This is a genomic window from Adhaeribacter rhizoryzae, from assembly GCF_008629685.1.
Classification (GTDB): domain Bacteria; phylum Bacteroidota; class Bacteroidia; order Cytophagales; family Hymenobacteraceae; genus Adhaeribacter; species Adhaeribacter rhizoryzae.
On sequence record NZ_VWSF01000026.1, the window covers coordinates 63,411 to 86,928 of the forward strand.

Here is a 23,518-nt window from a genome sequence, read left to right on the forward strand (position 1 = left end):
AAGCTGAAAACAAAATCATATATGGCAAAAAATAAGGTGAACACGGACGGCCAGTTACTCTGGTACAAGGACGCTATCATTTATGAACTCCACATTAAGGCCTTCCGCGACAGCAACGGCGACGGCATCGGGGATTTTGAGGGGCTGCTGGAAAAACTCGATTATCTCGAAGATTTAGGCGTAACGGCTATCTGGCTGCTGCCCTTCTACCCTTCGCCGCTACGCGACGATGGCTACGACATTGCCGATTATTACAGCATTAATCCGTCTTACGGCGATGTTTCGCAGTTTAAACGGTTTATGAAAGAAGCGCATCAGCGCGGGCTTAAAGTAATTACCGAACTGGTGCTGAACCACACTTCTGAGCAACACCCCTGGTTCCAACGGGCCCGCCGGGCTAAAAAGGGCTCCGTACAACGCGATTATTACGTCTGGACCGATGACCCGAATAAATACAACGAAGTACGAATAATTTTTAAAGATTACGAGGCTTCTAACTGGACTTACGACACTGTAGCCGGCCAATATTACTGGCACCGTTTTTTTCATCACCAGCCCGACCTGAACTTTGATAACCCAAAGGTGCAGGAAGAAGTGTTTAAGGTACTGGATTTCTGGCTGAACATGGGCGTAGATGGTTTCCGGCTCGATGCCGTGCCTTACCTGTTTGAGCGCGAAGGTACCAACTGCGAAAACCTGCCCCAAACCCACGAGTTCCTGAAAAAAGTGCGGGCTCACGTAGATAAAAATTTTCCGGGCAAAATGTTGCTGGCCGAAGCCAATATGTGGCCCGAAGATTCGGCGGCTTATTTTGGCGACGGCGACGAGTGCCACATGAACTACCACTTCCCCATTATGCCGCGCATGTTTATGGCCGTGAAGATGGAAGACCGCTACCCTATTACAGATATTATTGACCAGACGCCGGCCATTCCGGAAAATTGCCAGTGGGCTATGTTTTTGCGCAACCACGACGAGCTTACCCTGGAAATGGTAACCGACGAGGAGCGGGATTATATGTACAAAGTGTACACCAAAGATCCGCTGGCTAAAATTAACCTGGGTATCCGGCACCGTTTAGCGCCCCTGCTCGATAATAACCGCAGTAAAATAGAGTTAATGAACTCGCTCTTGTTTTCGATGCCAGGTACACCCGTTATTTATTACGGCGATGAAATTGGCATGGGCGATAACTTTTACCTCGGCGACCGCGACGGCGTGCGTACACCTATGCAATGGACCCCCGACCGGAATGCCGGTTTTTCCAAAGCTAACCCGCAACGGTTATACCTGCCCGTTATCATCGACCCCGAATACCAGTACGAATCGGTGAACGTAGAAAACCAACAGAAAAACACTAATTCGCTGCTCTGGTGGATGAAGCGCATTATTGCCATGCGCAAGCAATACCAGGCTTTTAGCCGGGGCGATATTAAATTCCTAAATTCTTCTAACGCCAAGGTATTGTCTTATCTGCGCACCTACGAAGACCAAACTATTTTGGTAATTGCCAATTTATCGCGGTATTCCGAAGCTGCCGAACTACCCTTGGAAGGTTACGAGAACTTCGTTCCAAAAGAACTTTTCAGCCAGAATAAATTCCCAGAGATTAAAAGCGATCCTTACCTTTTTACGGTTGGCCCTTACGGATTTTATTGGCTCTTGCTGGAAAAACAACAGGTAGATGAACAGATAGGAGCCGATGATGCACCGCTGGCGCTGGAAGTTAAAAATTGGGAAGATATGTTTTCCGGACGCCGGCAACAGGTACTCCTGGATAAAGCATTCCCTAATTATTTCCGGAAGTGCCGGTGGTTTGGTGGCAAGGCGCGGGTAATTCAGAAAATGGAGGTAGTACACCACGTGCCTATTCAGCTCAAAAACGAGAATGCCGGTTTCCTTATTATTCGGGTGAATTACAACGAAGGGTTGCCCGAACTTTACCAGTTACCGGTTTCATTCGTCGAACAAACAGAGGAACAAGATCTGCGCAATACCTGTCCGCAGAGCATTATTGCGGCTATATCGGTTGGTGGACGGCGGGGCTATTTGTACGATGCGGTTTACAGCAGCACTTTCCGGGGAGCCTTGTTCGAGCTTATGGCCAAACGGAGAAAAATAAAAGCCGATTCGGGCGAACTGAACCTGTATGTGCAGGATAATATTAAAAAAGCCGGTGATACGGTTAACTCCAAAGTGTTGAGCGCCGAGCAAAGCAACACGTCGATAGTTTTTGAGAATGCTTATTTTATGAAGCTTTACCGGAAACTCGATAGTGTCATTAACCCGGATTTAGAAATTACCCGCTTCCTGACCGAAGTAGCCCAGTTTGAGCAGGTACCTAAATTTATAGGAGCCATCGAACTGAAACAAGGTAACGGACCTTCTATGGTGCTGGGCATGATGCAGGAGTTGGTACCGAATCAGGGAGATGCCTGGGCTTATTTTGGCGAATCGCTGAAACGCTATTTTGATAGAGTGGTGGCGCAGGGAAATCTCCAAAATTTGCCACCAACCCTGGGAAGCCTATCGGAGCCGGCTACTTTCGACCAGGTTCCGGAAGAATACCAAACTATATTGGGCGGCGCTTACGTAGAGCGGGTAAACCTGCTGGGGCAACGCACCGGCCAGATGCACCTGGCCCTGAACGCCAGTCCGCAAACCCCTGATTTTGATCCAGAGCCTTTCTCGTTGCATTATCAGCGATCCATGTATTCTTCTTTCACTTCGTTGGTGCGCAGCACGTTCCAAAGCCTGGATAAAAACCTAAAGAAGTTACCAGAATCGGTTAGGGTAGAGGCGCAGGAAATAATGGGCATGAAAAACAATATTCTGGAGGTGCTGAAAGAAATATTTGCCGAAAAAATAACCACCATGAAAATCAGGATGCATGGCGATTATCACCTGGGTCAGGTGCTGTTTACGGGCAAAGATTTCATGATTATTGATTTTGAGGGAGAACCGGCCCGTGCCTTTAGCGAACGCCGGCTTAAGCGCTCACCGTTGCGCGATGTTGCCGGCATGATTCGCTCCTTCCATTATGCCGCTTACAATGCTCTGTTCCAACTACAAGGCGTGCGCAAAGAAGATATGGCCGTGCTGGAAAACTGGGCCGAACAATGGTACCACTACATTAGCGGGTTCTACCTCGATGCTTACCTAAACACTGTAAAAGGCAGCGATTTTATTCCGGCAGAAAAGCGGCACCTGGATATTCTAATTCAGACCTACTTGCTGGAGAAAGCGATCTACGAATTGAATTATGAATTAAATAACCGGCCGGATTGGGTTTCCATCCCAATCAGAGGCATCAAGTATATTATGAGGAGGCACTTAGATGGCGATAGATAACGAGAACTTTGAGAATCCAGAAAACCTGGGCAGCCCAGGTACCGGGCCTGATTTAAATCCGATTAAAAAGCCTAGAAGCACCGGTCGAAGCAAAAAACTGGATGCCGCCCTGCCGCCGCCAGCACCGGCGGAGCTACCACCGGCCGGAGAAACGCCACCCGTTAAAAAAGGTGGCGTGCGCCGCAAACTGGCAGATTTTGTAACGAATATTTTGGAAGTTGGCAGCGAAGTTCCAGTTATGGCAGAAGCTCCGGCTGACCAGGAAACAGATAGCGGTTTTTCGAGTTTACTCACCGATTTTGATATTCACCTGTTGCGGGAAGGGCGCCACTATAGCCTGTACAACAAACTAGGCGCGCACGTAGGCGAGCACCGGGGCGTAAAAGGTACGTTTTTTGCCGTGTGGGCGCCCAACGCCGAGCAGGTTTCGGTTATTGGCGATTTCAACTTCTGGGATCATTATAGTTACCCGATGCACGCGCGCTGGGATGGGTCGGGTATCTGGGAAACCTTTGTGCCAGGTGTAGGTCAGGGTACGGCTTACAAATATTTCATCCGATCGAAGCACGACCATTTCACCGTAGAAAAAGCAGATCCGTACGCCTTTTTTGCCGAAACGCCACCCCGCACGGCATCAGTAGTGTGGGAAAGCAGCTACGAGTGGCAAGATCAGGAGTGGATGCAAAACCGGAAAAGTAAAACCACCGGCCAGGATAAACCTTACTCGGTTTATGAGGTGCACCTGGGTTCGTGGCGGCGGGTTCCTGAAGAAGGTAACCGCCACCTTACTTACCGCGAAATTGCCGACCAACTGGTGGGCTATGTAACGTACATGGGTTATACCCACGTAGAGTTTATGCCGGTAATGGAGCACCCTTTTTACGGTTCGTGGGGTTACCAGATAACCGGGTACTTTGCCCCTTCAAGCCGGTTTGGCACCCCGCAGGATTTTAAATACCTCATCGATAAGCTGCACCAGGCGGGTATTGGGGTTATCCTGGACTGGGTTCCCTCCCACTTCCCGACTGACCAGCACGGGCTGGCCTTTTTTGATGGTACGCACCTGTACGAACACGCCGACGAGCGCAAAGGCTTTCACCCCGATTGGAAGAGTTCTATTTTCAACTTTGGCCGGAACGAAGTAAAATCTTTCTTGATTTCTAATGCCTTGTTCTGGCTGGAGGAATTTCATATAGATGGTTTGCGGGTAGATGCAGTGGCTTCCATGCTGTACCTCGATTATTCGCGAAAAGCCGGCGAGTGGATTCCGAATGAGTTTGGCGGACGGGAGAACCTGGAAGCTATTCAGTTTTTGCGGGAATTTAACGAGGCAGTGGAGGCCGTATATCCGGAGGTAATTACCATTGCTGAAGAATCTACGGCCTGGCCCATGGTTACCCAACCGGTTCCGGTAGGTGGCTTAGGCTTCGATATGAAATGGATGATGGGCTGGATGAACGATACGCTCCGGTACCTGGCGTTGGAACCGGTTTACCGCAGCTACCACCAGGGCCAGATTACCTTTAGCATCCACTACGCCTTTACCGAACATTTTATGCTGCCGCTCTCGCACGACGAAGTGGTACACGGCAAAGGTTCTATTGTAAACAAAATGCCCGGTGACGAATGGCAGAAATTTGCCAACCTGCGCCTGTTGTACGGTTATATGTATGCCCACCCGGGCGCCAAACTTTTGTTTATGGGCCTGGAGTTTGGGCAACTGGCCGAGTGGAACCACGATAGCAGCCTGCAATGGCACCTGGTACACGATGGCAGCTACCACAAAGGCGTACAGCAACTGGTGCGGGAATTAAATGGCCTATATAAACAGGAACCCGCGCTCCATGAACTAGGCTTCGATCCGCAGGGTTTTGAATGGGTAGATATGAACGATGCCACCAACAGCGTTATCAGCTTTATCCGGAAAGGAAAATCGGGAAAAGATATGATTTTGGTGGTGTGCAACTTTACGCCGGTAGTACAGCAAAATTATCGGGTTGGAGTACCCGTAAAAGGTGCCTGGACCGAAATATTTAATTCGGATGCCCAAAATTACCGGGGCAGCGGCTTAGAATACGCGTGTTTCTGGAGCCGCCCAATTCCGTACCACAACCGACCTTACTCCTTAATTCTGGATGTGCCACCGCTGGCGGTAACGTATTATAAGCTAGATAATAATCCGGAGTAAATCCAACTATTAAAATATTTAAAACAGTAAAAGCCAGGAGTTAAGATTCCTGGCTTTTACTGTTTTAATAGCTAAACAAGTAAGACTAGTTACCTTATATTTCAGGGTATTTGGAATAAAATAGTTTAACACATACGATTAACCTACTATGTCTTATAAATTGAATCAGGGGTCATCCTGAGCTTGTCGAAGGATCTATAACAGCATTATAAAAACCATTTTAGCTATTTCGATAAGCTAAACATGACTACAATAATTTAAGCGTATAAATTAATTGATAATAGTATAATGTTATCTGAAAAGGTAGTGTACGAACCGGTTTACTGGTTAAGCAGAAATAGAAGCTGGTTAGTATTTGTGTTTAGAAGAAAATTTAACGCCATTGGTAGTATTATCACCGCCAATTATAAAGCTCGTTCCCTTGCTGCTTGCTGGTGCAAACACGCAGCAAGAACAACGGTTTTCTCCAATTATCCAAATGCTTGATAGCTTCATAGATATTATTACCGAAAACAAGTTTAGCACAGTCAATTAAAGCAACTGCACGCCGGGGTTGAGCTGTTTGATAGTAGCGTAAAATTGCTCCTTATCCTCATCTTTTAAGGAAATAAACACCTCGTCGTAAGTATTATATTTTATTTCCTGGCGATCTAAAGACAGCGCCGGCGAAGAAAGCATAGTGTCTGAATCACGAAGGCTCCGAATGCGGCCAATATCTATCTTTTGCTTATACAAAATGCCACAGGTAATTAGCAATTGATTTTCCCGGATCTCGTAGCAGGTTCGCCAATAAATGGAAAAAGGCAATAAACTTACGCCCAATAGAATGGCCAAACCAACCCACTGCCCTTGTACCAGCATTAATATTAAAGGTGCGGCAAACGCCACTACCACAAAACTTAACAAGCTCCAGCTTATTTTGGAATAATAAACGCGGTTGTGGTTTGGGGCAGTCATCGCAATTATTCTACTTAAATCTTTCCAGCATCGTGTTATGCAACGTACCTGGGCTCCAATACCCGCTGGCGATGGTCCGGCGGATGGTAAAAAGCGGTTCTTCCGGATCGCGCTTGGTCGATAACTGAAAGGCCGCGGTAAAACCACGTTTTTTCAGTTCCGGAATAACTTCGGGGCTCCATAAACCAAACGGATAAGCAAAGTATTTAATTTCTTTACCTGTTATGGCTTTTAGTTGTTCGGTGGGTTTATCTATTTGGGTTACCCAATCCTGGCCTTTCAATTTTTTCACGTTCTGATGATCCCAGGTGTGCGAGCCAATTACGTGGCCGGCATCGGCTAATTCTTTTACCTGCGCCCGGGTCATGTAGCGCGGCCGGCCTAACGATACCGTCATGATAAAAAATACGCCTTTAAAACCGTATTGCTGCATGGTGGGCGCCGCCACCGTAAATTGGTCCAGGTCGGTATCGTCGAAGGTAAGCATGATGGGCTTGGGCGGCAGCGGGGCACCGGTAGTTAAATACGCATAAAGCTGATCTGGCAAAATGGTTTGGTAACCACTGTCGTAGAGCATTTTTAGCTGCGCCCGGAATGTTTCTTCCGGCACAATATAATCTTTCGCCGATTTAGAATCGCGGTTGGTCCAGTTACGGATTTGGTGATAACACAAAATAGGCACTTGCTTCCGGGCCAGGATAGTGGCGGCATCGGCTACTTTGGTTTCCGATGCGGCTAGTGCATCGCTAATATTTGTACCTTCAGGAGCAGGCGTTTCGGCTTTAGGTTCCGACGCTGATACTGTTTGAATATTACTAGCTTCTTGGGATGCGGCAGTATTTTCAGTTTGTTGGGCAGGTTCTGAACAACTAACAATTAGAAAAAATACAGCAAAAAATATTAAAGTAAAACGGGTAAACGGCCGGTTGGGGCAAAGGGTAAACTGCATGTACGATAAAAGAAATTAAGTAAGGTTACGGCCACTTTCGCGCGTGGATTGGGCGTAAAAATATTATCGGAATTAATAAAAATTAAGGGCAGCCTACAAGAGCTGCCCCAGATAAATTTTTCAACATTGTAATGCAGCAAACACCAAAAGCATTTAAAATTATTTTGCTTTGGCTAAAGCTATTTTGTTACTCCAGCACTTCCATGGTATTCAGCTCGGGACCACCACCCTGGTTAGCGGAGCCGGCCGCGGTATATACTTTACCTTTGTAAACCACGGCACCGGTACCGTGCCGGCCGGTTTGCATCGGTGCCAGCGTAGTCCAGGTTTGGGTTTTCACATCAAAGGCTTCGGTTTGGTTATGCGCTAATTTCTGCGGGCTTTCACCGCCAATAATTAATATTTTGCTACCTAAAGTTACCGCCGAGTTGCCGGCCCGCTGGGTAGGAATATTTTGAGCGGCGGGTAAAGTGCGCCATTTATTACTTTTAAAATCAAAAATATCTACTTCCGGAATGGTTAGATCCAGCACTTTGCCGATTTTGGCAGTAGAACGCCTACCGCCGGCTACTACCATTTGCCCGTTAGCTACCGCCACCGACACGTGATCGCGCGCCTGCGGTGCATCGGGCAATATTCGCCATTTATTTGTTGCCGGGTCGTATTCATCAAACCAGGTTACGTGGCCGTCCCAGTGTCCGTCGGTAATGCCGCCTACTAAGTATATTTTGTTATTGTAAACCATTGCCCCGGCCGAACCCCGCCGCCGGTTTTCGGGTATGTCGGCCCCAGCGCGCCACTTGTTTTGCTGCGGATTAAAAATATAAATGCGCGGAATAGGGGTTTCGTGCGGATATTTACCGGTAAGGGCACCCAGTACGTAAATTTCGTTTTTAAAAGTGATGGCCTGAAAGTGGTGCATTTCCAGCGGGGCTTCGGCCATTTTTTCCCAGGTTTGCTTTTTCAGGTCGTAAGCCTCCACAAATAATTTATTGCGGCCACCGAGTAAAAATAATTTATCGCCTGCTTGGGCAAAAGCGTTTTCGTGGCGGGGCACCGGTTCGTTGGTACCAGTTACCATACGCCACTGTAGGGCGTTTTTGGCATAAAAACTTACCAACACCAAGCTAAAAAACAAACTGGCTAGTAAAATGGGCTTTCTCATTGTTAGAAAGATTTTTTAGTACAGATTCTAGATTTAATTAAACCCAAAGGTAATACTCTTCTCTCATTTACAAGTAAAACCGGCATAATTCCCAGCTGATTTGTGTTACCCGCTTTAATTAAGTACAAGGACAAAATAAGTAGGCAAAAAATAAGAAGTAAATTTTACCACCCCTGCCCCTCCTAAAATAGGAGGGGAGCTTTCAGCACCTTTGCTTACAGATACTTTAATTTATCCGACTACTTAAAATCCCGAACTAATCTTTTGCACGTAGCCCAATATATTAACTAGTTGGCTTCTTTTTACAAGCCTAGCACCTGCTTTAGTTTGGCGTAACCCGAGCGGCTTACCGGCACTTTGGCCCCATTCTTTAAAATGGCTATGTGCGAGTCTTTTTCGTAAGGTTCTATGCGGGTAATTTGGCTGATTTGCAGCATGTAAGACCGGTGCACCCGGATAAATTTTTTGGGGTCGAGGCTATTCTCAAAGTAGCCCATGGTTTTGCTTTTCAGGAAAGCGCCGTCTGGAGTATATACTTTTATATAGTCATCGTCGGCCTCCAGGTACAAAATATCAGGTTCGGGTATTATCCGAATCTTGGTACCAATTTTTACCACAATCCGGTCTTGCCGGTCGGGGGCGGCAGCGGTGGTCTGGAGTAATGCCTGCGTATTTTTGATGAGCTCGGCCTGGTCTTTTTGCTGCTGCCATTTTTCCACGGCTTTGTTAAAACGCTCCTGGCTAAAAGGCTTGAGCAAATAATCGATGGCGTGCGCATCAAAAGCTTTAATGGCAAACTCATCGAAGGCGGTGGTAAAAATTACGGCTGGCGGCTGGTCTAATAATTCCAGCATCTCGAACCCGTTTATCTTGGGCATTTGCACATCCAGAAATATTAAATCGGGCTGGTGCTGGGTAACGGCTTTCAGGCCTTCAAAACCATCGTTGCATTCCTGTACTATTTCTATCTGCGGAAAAGCGGCTAAATATTCCCGAACCAACGAACGGGCCAGGGGTTCATCATCTATTAATATTGCTTTCATGGTAGCTGGGGTATTTTTACAAGGGTCGTATAAGTAGTATTATCGGCAAAAGTTTGTAATAAATCGGTACGGGCAAAGAGCAAATATAAACGCCGCTGCACCCCGCTTAAACCAAAGCCGGTGCCCTGCCGGGGTTGGGCGGTGTGGGCATCGTACGGGTTCTGCACGCTTATTTCCAGCAGGTCGGGTTGGCAATAGGCCTGCAGGCGAATTATTACCTCATCGGTGGTATCGTATAAGCCAAATTTAATGGCATTTTCTACGAGGGGCTGCAGCAACATAGAGGGCAGACGCATATTCCCGCATTCTTCATCGGCAATTATTTCGGTAGCCAGCCGGTGGCCAAACCGTACTTTTTCTATTTCTAAATACAGGCGTAAATGCTCCAGTTCTTCGGTTAAGGTTACCCACTGGTGTTCTTCGCGTTTAAGGGTGCCCCGCAAAAAATCGGAAAGTTGCAGCACCATGCGCCGGGCTTCCTGCGGCCGGCTGCCAATTAATGCATTTACCGAGTTTAGGCTGTTAAACAAGAAATGGGGCTGCAATTGCTGCCGGAGTTTAAATAATTCGGCTTCGCGGGCCAGCTTTTCAGCATCGGCCTGGCGTTGCTCGCTTTGTTTTTGATCTTGCTGGCTGTACCACAAAACGCTTAGCATTACCATCCACCCAATGGTTAAAAACGCAATACCAAACCGAACGGGCAACGAGTTATTTAAGAATATTTCGTAAGCCGGGTCGTTTTCAATTATTAGAGGCAGCACATATTCCAGCACCAGCAGCCATAAGCCGCTCAGCAATAAACACCAGATACCAAAGTAAAGCAGGCGGGCTTGGTCGGGTTGGTAATATTGCAGGTTGCTGCTAATAAACCAGCACGCGCCGGCTAGTAAAGCATTACTCACCAGGCTATCGAGCAGGGCAGTTTCAACGGAGAGCTTAAACCAATGAAGCACTGCCGCGTGCAGCAGCGCCCAAACCACCCACGCTCCTACAAAATACAGGCGAAATTTTATTAAGGCAAAAGGAGAAGTAGCCAACGTTTAAATAATAAGAATAGCTATAAATAAAAGTAAACAGCCCGTAAAAGCCGTTTACTTAAGCGTAGAATATTAAAAATGAATAATTAAATTCCTGAACATGGGGTTTGCAAATTAAGCTGCGGGCACGCTTGCGGCAAAATCAGGTGGTTGAAATAATGCACGAATTTCAATAACTCCGGATATCAATACCGCCTAAAAGGGAAGTTCCCCGAATTATGAGCACTTTGCTGTGGTCGATGGTGCCGGGCTGCAAAAAGCGTTTATCTTCTACGCCGCCAAAAACGGCCGATACTTCTGAAATCACATCCCAATGGGGCGGCACAATAATTTTGGTACCGCCCAGCACCTGCGTTACATCCAGTATTACCCGTCCTTTAATATCGGCCTGGCTCAGGTTTATATCGGCACCTCCTAAAAAAGTTACGATTTCGCCGCCCTGAAAATTTTTAGAGATGATTATTTTTTTTACACCACCAAAAATAGAAGTTGAACTTAAATAATCACTGCTGTAGGCTCCGCCGGCATAATTGGCCGAATTGCCGGTGGCATTATAAGGGCTCCCCGCATAATCGGTGGCAGCGGCACTGCCGGTAAACGGGGCATCGGCCGAAGCTGTAGTATTGTTAAAACCACCAGGGCCAATTGGCCCATTAATCGGGATATTGCCGTTTGGGTCAGGCCAGTTTTGGTAGCGGTGCGACCGGCGACGGCCAAAAATCATGTATACGCCAAAAAGAATAAATAAAATTGGCCAAATAAAACGGCTGAAGTTAATTGAGGGGTAAAAGCGCTCCATCAGGAAAACGGTACCCAGCCCTACCAGCACAATCCAGGCCGGATTGCGGTACTGGTGCTTAGCGCCAATGAACAAGCCAATTACAATTAAAATCATGGGCCAGCTAAAAAGCCAACCGGGAAAAAAGAAGAAATCCAGGCGGGACAACAACAGCACCGCACCTACCGCGATTAATATTAATCCGGCCATGGCTTTACCTGAGTTGGACCGGGGAGTTGGTGTATTTTGCATTTTCGTATTTAAATAAATTATTTATTCAAAGGTACTTAAACCGGGCGGCAGCGGCAATTGCGCTTAGGCTACCTACCTTACTATTCCGGTAAACAGCGGAATTATGCCTGCGAATGGCACGGCCTTAAACTAAGTAATTGCCTGAATATTTCTGCGCCCGGCCAAATACAAATAATCTTTATTTTTCGGCTTCTCTTAAGTAAAGCTTTAAACTTTTACCAGCGGCTATTTCTTGTACTTGGGCAAGTGGAAGCTGAAACCAATATTCCCTCCCTGCTGCATCATAATAGCTAAAACAGAATTCCATTTCTGTTGCATCAAACCCGCCCTCATAATTTTCGGTCTGAAACATACTGTCGCTTTCTATTAGCCGCCACTCCGCTTCACTTTTATTTTCTTCCTTAATTTGTTTACAAATGGCAGCAAACTCCTGGTCAACTTCTAATTCAACATACATTTTAAACTTTTTAATTGATTTCGCCCTACATGTATTGGATATAAATTAAAGTAAAATAAATAAGCCACACCGTAAGGGCATGGCTTATTCATTTTACTTTAATTTATAATTCCTCTTACACAAAGATTTGATATAGGGGTTAAGCAGTCCATTCTTGTCATTCAGGAGAAAACTATTTAGCAGGAAACCAAATAGTTTCCTCCTGAATGACAAAGATGAGTTCCTTAGACCTACAAACTCTTTATAAAGATATTTTGCGTAATATGAGTTAATAAATATTCATTTTGTAGAAATCTCCGAAAGTGGTTGAAAAAAACACCTCCTACCCCAAATTCTACTTCAATAAATTTACAACCGGATTACGGCGGGCAAATATTTAGCCAGCAACTTGGAATAATAAGGTTTTAGTTCTTCTACTACCGGTGGTTTCGGGCTCTTGGAGTATAAATCGTAAGGATTAAATTTCTTTACCCATTCAAACATTTCGCGGTCGTGGTCGTCCATTAAGTGGTCGTAAGCATTTTCGCGGTGCTGGGCGTAGAACGAGTGGTACCGAATCATGTACAAAGCCGGCTCGGGCAGGTAGTCTTTCATGAGGTGGTACAAATATTCGTCGTGGCCCCACGACATGTGCACATTGCGTAAACCGCAGTTTGGCTCGTAAACGCCGTATTTGGTATTGTAGCGCTCATCTTTAGAATCAGGGTTTAATTCAAAAAATTCGGGGTACACAATTTTATCGGAGAACTTACAGCCAACCGGGAAAGTATCGCCCACCACAGCCCACTGCGGTTCGCCGAACAAACACAACACTTTACCTACGTCGTGCATCAGGCCGGTTAATACAAACCAATCGGGGTGGCCATCGGCGCGAATGGCTTCGGAAGTTTGCAGCAAGTGCTGTAACTGGTCTAGTTCAATATCCGGGTCAGAATCGTCTACGAGCGTATTCAGGTAATCAAACATTTCCCATATTGCCAGCTCTTTTTTATCAAATTTCAGAAACTCGGCCTTTTTCTGCTGCACAAAATCGTAGGTCTGGTACTGGTGGTTCAGGCGGTAAAATTCGCGCACGGTATCGCGGCCCGGATTATCGTAGTTCCGGTATTCTTCTTTAGCCTTAGCGTCGGGCTCGGGATAGCGTTCCAATAAATCGTCTTCCCAAACATCCAGGCTAGGTAGCGGCGCAATTTCTTCGGGACGAAGTGTTTCTGAATTGTTCATATTTTGGCGAGTTTATTAACCATTAAACACAAGAGGCACAATATATTAAAATTTTATAACACATAAAAATATAGCTAAACATTGATACCCTTTATGCGTGCCGGAACCCCTATTAGTTGCATTGGCAAAAACAAAATTTTGCAATATTTATAATTTCTTAAGAGGTAACTTCTTCTGGCACCGGTGCCGCTACCTGCAGGTAATTTGCCAGCGAACGCATGGTTAATAAAACACTAACCAGCGTTAAAACAGCGCCCATCAGAAAAGGCGCACCCGGAAAATAAATGGGCGCCGCTCTACTCGTAAAATAAGAAAACAGGTTGGTCATAAACGGCGGGCCTACAATAGAAGTAACGCTCATTAAACCGGTTAAAGCCCCTTGCAATTCGCCTTGTTCGTTGGCCGGCACTTGCCCCGATATAATACCTTGCAAGGCCGGGCCCGCAATACCACCCAAACAATAAGGCACCAGAAAAAGAAACATCATCCAGCCCTGGGTAGCAAAAGCAAACAGCACGTACCCAACCGTATACAGCAGCAACCCAAAGTAAACCAAACGTTTCTGCCCAAGCTTGGGATTTATTACCCGTATAAGTCCCCCTTGTACCACACCTACCAATACGCCTATCGCACCCAACGAATAGCCTACCATGGCCTCGTCCCACCGGAATTTTTCCATGGTGTAATAAGTCCAGGTGCTTTGCGTGGCGTGAGCGGCAATATAAATTAATACTAGCGAACCAATTAAACCCGTAATAACCGGATATTTTTTCAGGTGCTGCAACGCGCCTATGGGGTTAGCCCGTCGCCAACTAAAAGGCCGGCGGTTTTCGGGTTTCAGCGATTCCGGTAAAATAAAGTAACCGTACAGCCAGTTGAGCAGCGTTAGAGCGGCAGCGGCCAGAAACGGCACCCGGGAACCATACTGGCCCAGCACCCCGCCTATTACCGGCCCGATAATAAAGCCTAAGCCAAAAGCAGCGCCAATTAAGCCAAAATTCTGCGCCCGTTTTTCCGGAGTGCTAATATCGGCAATATACGCCGATGCCGTGGTAATGCTGGCCCCCGTAATGCCGGCCACAATACGCCCCACAAAAAGCCACGTAATGGTTGGGGCAAAGGCTACAAAAAGATAATCGAGGGCAAAACCAAATAGTGAAAAAAGCAAAACCGGCCGGCGGCCAAACTGGTCGCTTAAATTACCCAGCACCGGCGAAAACAAAAATTGCGTAACCGAAAAAGCAAACATGAGCCAGCCCCCGTAGCGCGAAGCATCGCTCAGCGTACCGCCTGTTAGTTCGGTAATTAATTTGGGAATAACCGGAATAATAATGCCAAACCCAATTACATCGAGCAACAAGGTTACAAAAATGAAACTAAGCGCGGCTTTCCGTTCTCCTAACATACTTTTACTTTTTTCTGCAATTTAAAATAAATCAGAAGCGGCTGAATAATAAATATTGGATTAAATTATGCTACTTATTTTAGGATTATGGTTGCTCTCGTTGTGCGTAGCTCGTCCATGTTGTGCGTAGAGTTAGCGCAGCGCTCTACGCATTTTTCGGACAGCCAATCTCTGATTGGCATATTCAGCTACTACTAAATAAATACCAGGCCAATAACGCTGCTTCTAAATAAGGGAAAATAACAAGCTTTATAGTTGTGAGAACTTTTGCATCTCTTGTTGTGCGTAGAGTTAGCGCAGCGCTCTACGCACTTTTGTAAAGCCAATCTCTGATTGGCGAAATACAAAAATATTCAAAACAACCTAAGTTCGTAAAGAGCAACATAATACCAGGGCTATGGCTATAGATATTCTTTTGGATTTTCTTTCTTATTTATTCAATACGCCAATCAGAGATTGGCTTTCCGAAAAATGCGTAGAGCGCTGCGCTAACTCTACGCATAGCAAAGGTGAGGTTATTTAGCAATTGGCTTGCCAGCTAATGCTTAGCACGAAATATTTACGCTACACATAAATATTTACCACCAGCATCTTTAATATGCTTAATTATTTAAAAGCCAGGTTAAATCAGTAACTTCTGACGGCCTTTACTACCGGCAATTGGCATTTCATGTACCTAATTCTACAACTGGCTGCTTCTGATTTTTTTCCGGGCGGCTTTCTGTTGATTTTTGTTGGAGAAATTACCAGAAAAAGTTAATATTATGAAAAGGTTTACTATAAAAAATAAAGCTGCCTATGTTATGATCTTTACTATCCTGCTAAGCTTTTTGTCTTTTGCCCACGCTTTTGCCACCAATGCAAATGTTTGTAAGCCAATTCCGGATTTTGATTCATTGCGGCAAGGCCGGGGAAGCTACTCGTGGGTGCACCGCGATAATGGTTCGTCTACCACGCTTTCGTACAACGGCAAAATATACTTTACAGAAGATGAGCGCGATATTAGAAGCATTAGTCCCGGCGGCTTTTTCAAGTACAGCAAAACCACTTTTGGCAACTGCCGCGAAATTCAGGTTCTGAGCGATAACGATGGCAAACTGCAGCGACGCTATTTTGTGGGCCGCACCGAACAATCTTACGAACCCGAAGGCCGCCAATGGCTGCAGGAAATGTTACCCCATATTATTGCCACCACCGGCTTAGGGGCCGAAGACCGGGTACACCGTATTTATGCTAAATCGGGCCTGCAGGGGGTACTAAACGAGATTGGCAAACTGGAAAGCGACCATGTGCAAGGCCTTTATTTTTCTTGCCTGCTAAACCAGCCGCGCCTGAAAGAAAACGACTTCCGGCATATTTTTGCTAACGTTAACAAATTTATTGAATCGGATTACGAAAAAGGAAAACTGCTGCGCAAAACCAGCCCGCATCTGTTGCAAAACGATAAAATAACCCAGGAATATTTTAACGCCGTAGCCGTTATGGGCTCCGATTACGAAAAAGCTAAAGTTGTGGCGTATATTGTGCAAAACGGCAAGTTAAGTCCGGCGCATTTTTCCCAGGCCATTAATACAGTTTCACAAATTTCATCGGATTACGAGCAGGCCAAAGTTTTAAAACAGGTAATTGTTCATCCGGCCCTGCCCGAACGCGCTTATAAAGATGTAATTGTGCAATTAGGTAATATAGATTCGGACTACGAAAAGAACCGGATAATATTTACCATGATGAGTAACCAGAAATTTCTGGACCAGCATTTTAATGAGGTGTTGGCAGCCGTCCGGAATATTCGCTCCGATAACGAAAAAAGCCGCGCCCTAGCTTACCTGGTTACCAAACACAAACTTACCCCACAAAATTATTTGCAGGTATTTCCGGTAGTAGCCGATATTAACTCGGCGCAAGAAAAAAGCCGTACCCTGCAAAGGCTAAAAACCACCATGCCCACCGACAACGAACAGGTACGGGCCGCTTATGTAAAAACCGCCAGAACCATTAACTCCGACTACGAATACCAACGCGTAATGCACGGCGTAGAATAAATTACTTTTGGGATGTTGGTTGCACCAGTCAACACCCGGCTAACTGGCTATTTTTTATTCCTAATTATTCAGAAGCCAATATTTTAAAACTCAGTGCTACTGCCAGCCGCCCAACCCCTAAACCTTGCGCATGAAAACAGACCGCCGGATAATAATTTCTGTTATAATCAGTACCCTGGTCGGAATATTATTATTCCTGTATTTATTTTATTCGGTAAACGGGTATATAAATATTAGCGGCAGCTCCTTAAAACACGGTTTGTTTAGTTTACTAGCGGCCAATGCCGTAGGCATAAGCTTTTATTACCTGAGCCGGTTTTTAAATAAAAAAGCGCCCTGGCACCAGGCTACTGCCTGGCGTTTTGCCTTAGAATTGGCCATAATGGGAATATGCCTGGCAGCAATTTCTTTTGGTTTGCTGCGGCTTTATTTAGTTTGGGAAGGAATAGCCTGGGCACTCTTTGCTCAAGAATACCACGACCCGCTTATTAAATTTGGTATTCTGGCGGTGGTTACCTTGTTTATTTATACCATTACCGATTTTACCCTCTACAGCTACAACCAGTACGCCGCTATTCAAATTGAGGAAGTTAAAATAGCCAGTACCCAGTTGGCTTTACAATTTGAAGTACTAAAAAGCCAGTTGAGCCCGCATTATTTATTTAACAGCCTGAATACCATTTCGTCGTTAATATATTCTAACCCCAACCAGGCCGAAGAATTTATCCGGAAACTGGCCTTAACGTACCAATATATTCTGGCCAACCAAAACTTACCCCTGGTGCGCCTGGCCGAGGAATTAAATTTTATAAAAGCTTATTTTTTCCTGCTGAAAAGCCGTTTCGATAATGCTGTACAGCTTAATGTAGAATTGCCGCGCCGGGTATTAAGCAGTAAAATTCCGCCGCTTACGTTGCAGTTGCTCCTCGAAAATGCCGTTAAACACAACGCTCCATCCGAAGAAACACCCCTGCGCATCCGCATATTTGTTTCGGATAAAAACCTGCTCACCATTACCAACAACCTCGTAGAGAATAATTTTAAAGCCAGTTCTTTCCGGGTAGGGCTCGATAATATCAGGCAACGCTACCATTATTTTGCCAAAGCCGATATTAAGGTAGACAAAACCGATTTGTTTAAAATTGAATTGCCTTTGATTTACGCGGCCTGAAATCATGCAAGGAATATTTATTCATAATCCTTATTTCCGGTTTTTATTTCCGCCCGTTTACGGCCTGCTGGTGTACGTACTGGTATTGCTGGTTTTCGACAGCATTCAGCAAGTAGAACAAAACTTTTTTAGCGAAGAGGCTTTGCTATGTGTGGGCCTTACCTATTCCCTTACCGAAAGCTTACGTTTGGTGTTAATAGGCATCAACAAGCTTTTCCCGGTATTCCGGAGTGTGCAGCGGCGTATTTTTATTTACTTGGCTGCTAATCTGCTTTGTTCGCTGGTAGTGGTTTCGGCGGTAGTTTCGGGTTACTTTATCTGGTGGCTGGGTTATTCTGCTTTTCAGGTAGAGTTGCTTACGCTCAACAGTATTTTCCTTGTTTCGGTGGTGCTTTATACCTTGGTATATTTTGGCATTTATTACCTCAACCATTTTAACCAGCGCCGCCTGGAGCAGGAACATAACCTGCGCGAAAAAATGGAGTTTCAGGTAAATGCTTTAAAAAACGAAGTAAACCCGCAATTGCTTTACGCCAGCCTCGAAACCTTAATAAAAATATTGCACCACAACCCCGACGAAGCCGATGCCTTTATTCATGATTTATCTAAAATTTACCGCAACGTACTCGAAAATAAAAAGCAGGATATGGTGTCCATTGGCCGGGAGTTAAATGCGGCGCAGGATATTATAAGGCTATATAATTACATGCACCAGGGCCTTATACAACTGCACCTGCCAACCAATGCCACAGAAGTGCTTTCCCACAAAATGATTTTGCCGGGTACGCTGCAAAAATTAATTGAACACGCCATTAATCGCTCGTTAATTACCGATTGCAAACCTCTGCAGCTGCACGTACACGTAGGGCACACCGAGAACCTGATTTTCCGGTACGAGTTACGCGAACGCCTGTTAGTAACCAATCTTAACCCAAGTCCGTGGCCCGAACTTACCCGTGCGTATAGCTTTTTTACCGATCGTCCGCTCGAATGTTCCCAGGACGAGACGCATGTGGCCGTGCGCATCCCGCTGCTTACCGTAGCTACGCCCACGCCGGTTTTTACCGAATGAGTTTTCAATGCGTGAATGTGTAATTGATTTTCTGAAAGAATAGAAGTTAAGCCAGATTAAATTATTTAAAAATCGCCCAAAGAATATTCAACCAAATAACCCTAAACTGTTAACCTTATTCAACCTTTAATTTTTGAATATTACTCTATTAAATATTAAACCTACTCTCCTATGCGTGTGTTAATTATTGAAGATGAAAAACCGGCCGCGGAAAAGCTCGAAAGGCACATCCGGAAATACGATCCCAGCATTGAGGTAGCCGACCGGCTAAACAGCGTGGAGAAAGCCGTAAGCTGGCTGGGTAACACCCACAACCAGGTAGATTTAATATTTATGGATGTGCAGCTAACCGATGGCTTAAGCTTCGAAATATTTAAGCAGACCGTAGTAGAAAAACCCGTAATATTTACCACCGCTTTTAACGAATACGCCATAGAAGCTTTTAAAGGCAACGGCATAGATTATTTACTCAAGCCTATTACGTACGAGGCGGTAGCGGGCAGCATGCAAAAATTAAATACCCTCCGCAAAACACTGGGCGGCGCTAATACTGCTTCGCAGCTATCGCAGCTAGAGCAGGCACTGGGTATGCTGCACAAAAAAAACTACAAAAACCGGTTTATGGTGCGCACCGGCGAGCACATCCACTCTATTCCGGCCCAGGAAATTACTTTGTTTTATGCCGAAGATCGCAACGTGTTTTTACTGGCCGAAAACCGCAAGAAATATATTATTGATTATAAAATGGAGGAACTGGACGATGCCCTCGATCCCAGCTTGTTTTTCCGGGTAAACCGCACGTTTATCATCAACATCAACGCCATCCGCGATGTAGTGGTTTACTCCAACAGCCGCCTCTTAATTCGCCCCAAAGCTGAGTTTGATAAAGAAATTGTGGTAAGCCGCGAACGGGTACAAGAGTTTAAAGACTGGTTTAACGGCGCTTGATAAATTACAACTTTCCAAAATAAAAGCATTGCCCTTTTACCTGGCTGATATTCAAAGTTAATTACTGATAATCAAAAGCATATACCCATACCTATTGGCTAATGCGCTTCTATTATTGTAGTCATGTTGAGCTTGTCGAAACATCTAAATCTACTTTTTCACAGTTTTATTAGATCCTTCGACAAGCTCAGGATGACCAATAATGTACACTTAAGCGCAGTTCCTATTAAGTAGGAGTATTAGTATTAAGCTTCTTTGCCAAATTATTAGCCTATTGGGCGCTGCCGTTAACCAGTTGCCTTAATAATTCGCGCACGTGCTGCGGGCTTTGCACATGGTATTTGGCAATCGATCGAATATTGCCTACTTTAATGGTGTACGCGTCTTTGGGCATTACCCGAAACGTATCCTCATCGGTGCGGTCGTCGCCGATAGCCAGCACAAAATCACTGCCGTATTGGTGGAGCCACCGCGAAGCCGCTATACCTTTATTTACCTCAATATTTTTTATTTCTACAATTTTGTCGCCTTCCATTACCTGTAAGTTCCGGTTTGCAATCAGGTAGTTCAGGTGGCTGCTTAGTTCGCCGGCGCGGGTTTCGCCCAATACCGGGTCTACTTTGCGGTAATGCCACACCAGGGCAAAATCTTTTTCTTCGAGCAACGTGCCCGGGGTGCGACTCACGTACATCTCAAAAATGGGCCGGATATCTTCTTTCCAGCTATTATCTAGGTTCTGAATCATGCGCCACTCGGTTTCGTGCTTGCGCAGCCAAACGCCGTGTTCTGCAATCATATCAATGGGCAGGTGGCCCAGCCATTTAGCCAAAGTTTTGTGGTCGCGGCCGCTAATAATTACCACCCGGTTAGCCGCTTCAGCGGCTAAGGTCTGTAATAAGTGCAGTAGTTCTTCGTCGGGCTGGGTTTTGTTGGGGTCGCGGGTAAAAGGCATTAAGGTGCCGTCGTAATCCAGGAAAATAAGGCGCTGCTGAGCTTGCTGGTAATTATTTATTAATTGTTTCTTTACTTCGCCTTTGAGTAAAGTGGTTTTTAAAGCGTTCTGTTTTTCTTTGGCGTAAGTTAATCTATCCATAAATAAGTTTACCCAATGGTGTATGTTATACTTTTGCACCGTGGCCTGCATGCTGGCAACAGCTACCCGCTGGTTTTCTTCCGGCACAATTAAAGCCTGCTGCAACGCCCCTACCATTTGGTGTACATCGTTGGGGTTAATCAGAATGGCTTCGGAGAGTTCTTTGGCCGCACCGGCCATTTCGCTTAATATTAAGACCCCGGTGCCATCGTTACGGCTGGCAATATATTCTTTACAAACCAGGTTCATGCCGTCGCGCATGGGCGTAACCAGGGCCACATGGGCCATCCGGTAAAAAGCCGATAATTCCTCGAAGGGAAAAGAATGGTAATAATATTGCACCGGTGCCCAACTTAAAGTCCGGTACAAGCCGTTAATGCGGCCCACCAATTCGTCTACTTCTATTTTAAGTTCTTTGTATTTTTCTACCTGGTCGCGCGAGGGCACTACTATCATAATTAAGGTTACCTGCTCATGAAACTCAGGGTATTGTTTCAGAAACATTTCGAAGGCTCGCAAACGCTGCGGAATGCCTTTAGAATAATCTAAGCGGTCGATGGACAAAATAATTTTCCGGTGCCGCAGCGCCTCCTGAAATTCTTGTACCATCCCGCTTACTTTCTCCGAATTGGCCGTTTGGGCATATTTATCGTAATCTATTCCCATCGGGAAAGCATCTACCATTACGCTGCGGTTACCTGTTTCGATAATGCCGTGCGAAGCCGCCAGACCCACCAAATGAATAACCGAACTCACAAAGTGCCGCACATCGTCGTAGGTATGAAACCCGATTAAATCAGCGCCCAGGAGCCCTTGCAATATTTGTTTTCGCCAGGGCAACATCCGGAATACCTCGTAACTCGGAAAAGGAATATGCTGAAAAAAGCCAATGGTACTATCGGGCAAACTTTCCCGCACCATCGACGGCAACAGCAATAACTGGTAATCATGAATCCAGATGGTATCGTCGGGGTTGGCAAACTTTACAATTTGTTCACAAAACTTTTGGTTAACGCGGTAGTAGGCTTCCCAGTAGCTTTGTTCGTAAACGGCAAACTGCGAAAAATAATGAAAAGTAGGCCACAGCGTTTCGTTGCTGAAACCTTCGTAATATTCTTTAATGTCGGATTCAGTTAAAAAAACCGGCTGCATGCGTTCTTTTTGCAGCTCGGTTATTACCTGCTGTTCTTCGCTTTCTTCTACGCACAATCCTGGCCAGCCTAGCCAAATATTCTCGCCTTCTTTGTAAACCGAACCCAGACCAGTAGCCAAGCCGCCTTCGCTGGGCTCAAACGTCATGGTTCCATCTGCTCTTCTAACTTTAACCGGTAATCGGTTCGAAACAATAATCTTTCTTGCCATAAGTAAAAATGCTGTCTAAAAGATACTCTTTAAAAGGTGTTTTGGTTGGTTTCACAACCGGAATAACCTGTACAAACGGGTATTCTTCCCTTCCTGAATTTGGCAAAGTATAAAATATTAGGTTAATCGCAAGTTGATTTGGCGTGGTTTGGCGGTTTGTGCCAAGAATATAAGCCGGATAGAATTAGATTATTTTGGGCTAGGCGTTTGTCTTTTAACAAACTTTATCATTTAAGACAAGGTGCCCATTAATAGTTGCAGTCTGGAGATAAATCAAACCACCCCTGCCCCTCCTTAGCCAAGGTGGGGAGCCTGGCTAATGCAAAACTTAGGCTTATCTTATGCGTTAGCCGCAACTCCTTCCCTAATTTAGGGCTACGATTAGGACACAAATTTTTGGGCCAGGGTCCACCCGTGCAAGATATGCTGGAAGTAATTCCAACCGCGCAAAAGGGTAATCACCCCCGCCTGCTTTTCGTGGGGTTTCCACCCGCCTAATCTGGCTATTATCCAGTAGCACCATTGTAAAGAGTCTTGGGGGTAAGGATTCCGCTGCTTGGCTGTTTTTCCTTCATAACGTTTTTGTAAAGCCTGCATACAAGCGACTTCCTGCTGGGTAAAGCTTTCTGCCAGCGGCACGGCTTCTTTCTGTTTAGAAGCCAGGTGCAAGAGCATTATCTTGCTAGCGGCAAACAAAGCCAGCAGCGTGAGTTGCACTAAAGCTTTGCCGGTTTCTAAATCCAGCAGTTCCACCTGCAAGCCTTTCTGCTTTAACAGCCGGAAGACCTGCTCAATGTTCCAGCGCAGACTATACCAGTAGATTAGCTGGTGCGCCTGTTGTTGCGTTTGGATGGCATGGGTCGTGAGCAAGCGCCAGTAAATGGGCGCTTGCCCGGCGGGTGCATCTATTTCCTTGGCTTCTACCACATACAGGGCTTTGCCCACGCCTTTCATAACTAACCCCACTTTTGCCCAGCGTAAAGCCACTACCGCTTGCCTGGCTACGCGGCCGCGGCGGGTTTCG

17 protein-coding genes are annotated in these 23,518 nt (G+C 45.7%); 6 read left to right on the forward strand and 11 right to left on the reverse strand.

Annotation, left to right across the window (positions count from 1 at the left end; all coding sequences use genetic code 11):
* The first annotated feature begins 21 nt into the window (after positions 1–21).
* Both treS and glgB read left to right on the forward strand, forming a co-directional pair.
* Positions 22–3,351 (forward strand): maltose alpha-D-glucosyltransferase, encoded by a 3,330-nt coding sequence (treS, locus tag F0145_RS22585; protein ID WP_150092270.1) that lies wholly within the window; start codon positions 22–24, stop codon positions 3,349–3,351.
* Between the two features lie 238 nt (positions 3,352–3,589).
* Positions 3,590–5,539, forward strand: a complete 1,950-nt coding sequence (glgB, locus tag F0145_RS22590) for a 1,4-alpha-glucan branching protein GlgB (RefSeq protein ID WP_150092310.1) — start codon at positions 3,590–3,592, stop codon at positions 5,537–5,539.
* Positions 5,540–6,070: 531 nt separating this feature from the next.
* Here the strand turns inward: glgB and F0145_RS22595 are convergent.
* The 9 genes from F0145_RS22595 to F0145_RS22635 form a co-directional block, all read right to left on the reverse strand.
* On the reverse strand, positions 6,071–6,496 hold the full coding sequence (locus F0145_RS22595; protein ID WP_150092272.1) for a PH domain-containing protein: 426 nt from the start codon (positions 6,494–6,496) through the stop codon (positions 6,071–6,073).
* A 10-nt stretch (positions 6,497–6,506) separates the two neighbouring features.
* Positions 6,507–7,445 (reverse strand): polysaccharide deacetylase family protein, encoded by a 939-nt coding sequence (locus tag F0145_RS22600; RefSeq protein ID WP_150092274.1) that lies wholly within the window; start codon positions 7,443–7,445, stop codon positions 6,507–6,509.
* 187 nt (positions 7,446–7,632) lie between these two features.
* The gene (locus F0145_RS22605; protein WP_150092276.1) at positions 7,633–8,610 is read right to left on the reverse strand and encodes a Kelch repeat-containing protein; all 978 of its coding nucleotides are present in this window, start codon (positions 8,608–8,610) and stop codon (positions 7,633–7,635) included.
* A gap of 302 nt (positions 8,611–8,912) precedes the next feature.
* The gene (locus F0145_RS22610; RefSeq protein WP_150092278.1) at positions 8,913–9,653 is read right to left on the reverse strand and encodes a LytR/AlgR family response regulator transcription factor; all 741 of its coding nucleotides are present in this window, start codon (positions 9,651–9,653) and stop codon (positions 8,913–8,915) included.
* Positions 9,650–10,690, reverse strand: a complete 1,041-nt coding sequence (locus F0145_RS22615) for a sensor histidine kinase (RefSeq protein ID WP_223816207.1) — start codon at positions 10,688–10,690, stop codon at positions 9,650–9,652. The genes F0145_RS22610 and F0145_RS22615 overlap by 4 nt, the downstream gene beginning before the upstream one ends.
* Positions 10,691–10,859: 169 nt before the next feature.
* Positions 10,860–11,720: a LiaF transmembrane domain-containing protein gene (locus tag F0145_RS22620; RefSeq protein ID WP_150092280.1), complete on the reverse strand. Its 861-nt coding sequence runs from the start codon at positions 11,718–11,720 to the stop codon at positions 10,860–10,862.
* Between the two features lie 178 nt (positions 11,721–11,898).
* The gene (locus tag F0145_RS22625) at positions 11,899–12,177 is read right to left on the reverse strand and encodes a hypothetical protein (RefSeq protein WP_150092282.1); all 279 of its coding nucleotides are present in this window, start codon (positions 12,175–12,177) and stop codon (positions 11,899–11,901) included.
* Between the two features lie 348 nt (positions 12,178–12,525).
* The gene (locus F0145_RS22630; protein ID WP_150092284.1) at positions 12,526–13,401 is read right to left on the reverse strand and encodes an inositol oxygenase family protein; all 876 of its coding nucleotides are present in this window, start codon (positions 13,399–13,401) and stop codon (positions 12,526–12,528) included.
* A 157-nt stretch (positions 13,402–13,558) separates the two neighbouring features.
* Positions 13,559–14,806 carry a TCR/Tet family MFS transporter gene (locus tag F0145_RS22635; protein WP_150092286.1) on the reverse strand — a complete coding sequence of 416 codons (1,248 nt, stop codon included), beginning with the start codon at positions 14,804–14,806 and terminating at the stop codon, positions 13,559–13,561.
* A gap of 803 nt (positions 14,807–15,609) precedes the next feature.
* Here F0145_RS22635 and F0145_RS22640 point away from each other — a divergent pair.
* The 4 genes from F0145_RS22640 to F0145_RS22655 all read left to right on the forward strand — a co-directional run bounded on the left by F0145_RS22640 (position 15,610) and on the right by F0145_RS22655 (position 20,039).
* A complete protein-coding gene (locus F0145_RS22640; RefSeq protein ID WP_150092288.1) occupies positions 15,610–16,848 on the forward strand; it encodes a hypothetical protein in 1,239 nt (412 codons plus the stop codon).
* Positions 16,849–16,978: 130 nt separating this feature from the next.
* Positions 16,979–18,019 carry a sensor histidine kinase gene (locus tag F0145_RS22645; RefSeq protein ID WP_150092290.1) on the forward strand — a complete coding sequence of 347 codons (1,041 nt, stop codon included), beginning with the start codon at positions 16,979–16,981 and terminating at the stop codon, positions 18,017–18,019.
* Between the two features lie 4 nt (positions 18,020–18,023).
* Positions 18,024–19,091, forward strand: a complete 1,068-nt coding sequence (locus tag F0145_RS22650; RefSeq protein WP_150092292.1) for a histidine kinase — start codon at positions 18,024–18,026, stop codon at positions 19,089–19,091.
* 171 nt (positions 19,092–19,262) lie between these two features.
* Positions 19,263–20,039 carry a LytR/AlgR family response regulator transcription factor gene (locus F0145_RS22655; RefSeq protein ID WP_150092294.1) on the forward strand — a complete coding sequence of 259 codons (777 nt, stop codon included), beginning with the start codon at positions 19,263–19,265 and terminating at the stop codon, positions 20,037–20,039.
* Between the two features lie 271 nt (positions 20,040–20,310).
* On the opposite strand, the gene F0145_RS22660 is transcribed toward F0145_RS22655, so the two are convergent.
* Positions 20,311–22,494 (reverse strand): bifunctional alpha,alpha-trehalose-phosphate synthase (UDP-forming)/trehalose-phosphatase, encoded by a 2,184-nt coding sequence (locus F0145_RS22660; RefSeq protein WP_150092296.1) that lies wholly within the window; start codon positions 22,492–22,494, stop codon positions 20,311–20,313.
* A gap of 381 nt (positions 22,495–22,875) precedes the next feature.
* A partial coding sequence (locus F0145_RS22665) for a transposase (RefSeq protein WP_150092299.1) occupies positions 22,876–23,518 on the reverse strand: 643 nt, incomplete at its 5' end.

What these genes read in the sequence shown, in the direction of transcription:
- treS (WP_150092270.1), top strand. Translation starts at nt 22, where the DNA reads ATGGCAAAAAATAAGGTGAACACGGACGGCCAGTTACTCTGGTACAAG.
- glgB (WP_150092310.1), top strand. Translation starts at nt 3,590, where the DNA reads ATGGCAGAAGCTCCGGCTGACCAGGAAACAGATAGCGGTTTTTCGAGT.
- F0145_RS22595 (WP_150092272.1), bottom strand. Translation starts at nt 6,496, where the DNA reads ATGACTGCCCCAAACCACAACCGCGTTTATTATTCCAAAATAAGCTGG.
- F0145_RS22600 (WP_150092274.1), bottom strand. Translation starts at nt 7,445, where the DNA reads ATGCAGTTTACCCTTTGCCCCAACCGGCCGTTTACCCGTTTTACTTTA.
- F0145_RS22605 (WP_150092276.1), bottom strand. Translation starts at nt 8,610, where the DNA reads ATGAGAAAGCCCATTTTACTAGCCAGTTTGTTTTTTAGCTTGGTGTTG.
- F0145_RS22610 (WP_150092278.1), bottom strand. Translation starts at nt 9,653, where the DNA reads ATGAAAGCAATATTAATAGATGATGAACCCCTGGCCCGTTCGTTGGTT.
- F0145_RS22620 (WP_150092280.1), bottom strand. Translation starts at nt 11,720, where the DNA reads ATGCAAAATACACCAACTCCCCGGTCCAACTCAGGTAAAGCCATGGCC.
- F0145_RS22625 (WP_150092282.1), bottom strand. Translation starts at nt 12,177, where the DNA reads ATGTATGTTGAATTAGAAGTTGACCAGGAGTTTGCTGCCATTTGTAAA.
- F0145_RS22630 (WP_150092284.1), bottom strand. Translation starts at nt 13,401, where the DNA reads ATGAACAATTCAGAAACACTTCGTCCCGAAGAAATTGCGCCGCTACCT.
- F0145_RS22635 (WP_150092286.1), bottom strand. Translation starts at nt 14,806, where the DNA reads ATGTTAGGAGAACGGAAAGCCGCGCTTAGTTTCATTTTTGTAACCTTG.
- F0145_RS22640 (WP_150092288.1), top strand. Translation starts at nt 15,610, where the DNA reads ATGATCTTTACTATCCTGCTAAGCTTTTTGTCTTTTGCCCACGCTTTT.
- F0145_RS22645 (WP_150092290.1), top strand. Translation starts at nt 16,979, where the DNA reads ATGAAAACAGACCGCCGGATAATAATTTCTGTTATAATCAGTACCCTG.
- F0145_RS22650 (WP_150092292.1), top strand. Translation starts at nt 18,024, where the DNA reads ATGCAAGGAATATTTATTCATAATCCTTATTTCCGGTTTTTATTTCCG.
- F0145_RS22655 (WP_150092294.1), top strand. Translation starts at nt 19,263, where the DNA reads ATGCGTGTGTTAATTATTGAAGATGAAAAACCGGCCGCGGAAAAGCTC.
- F0145_RS22660 (WP_150092296.1), bottom strand. Translation starts at nt 22,494, where the DNA reads ATGGCAAGAAAGATTATTGTTTCGAACCGATTACCGGTTAAAGTTAGA.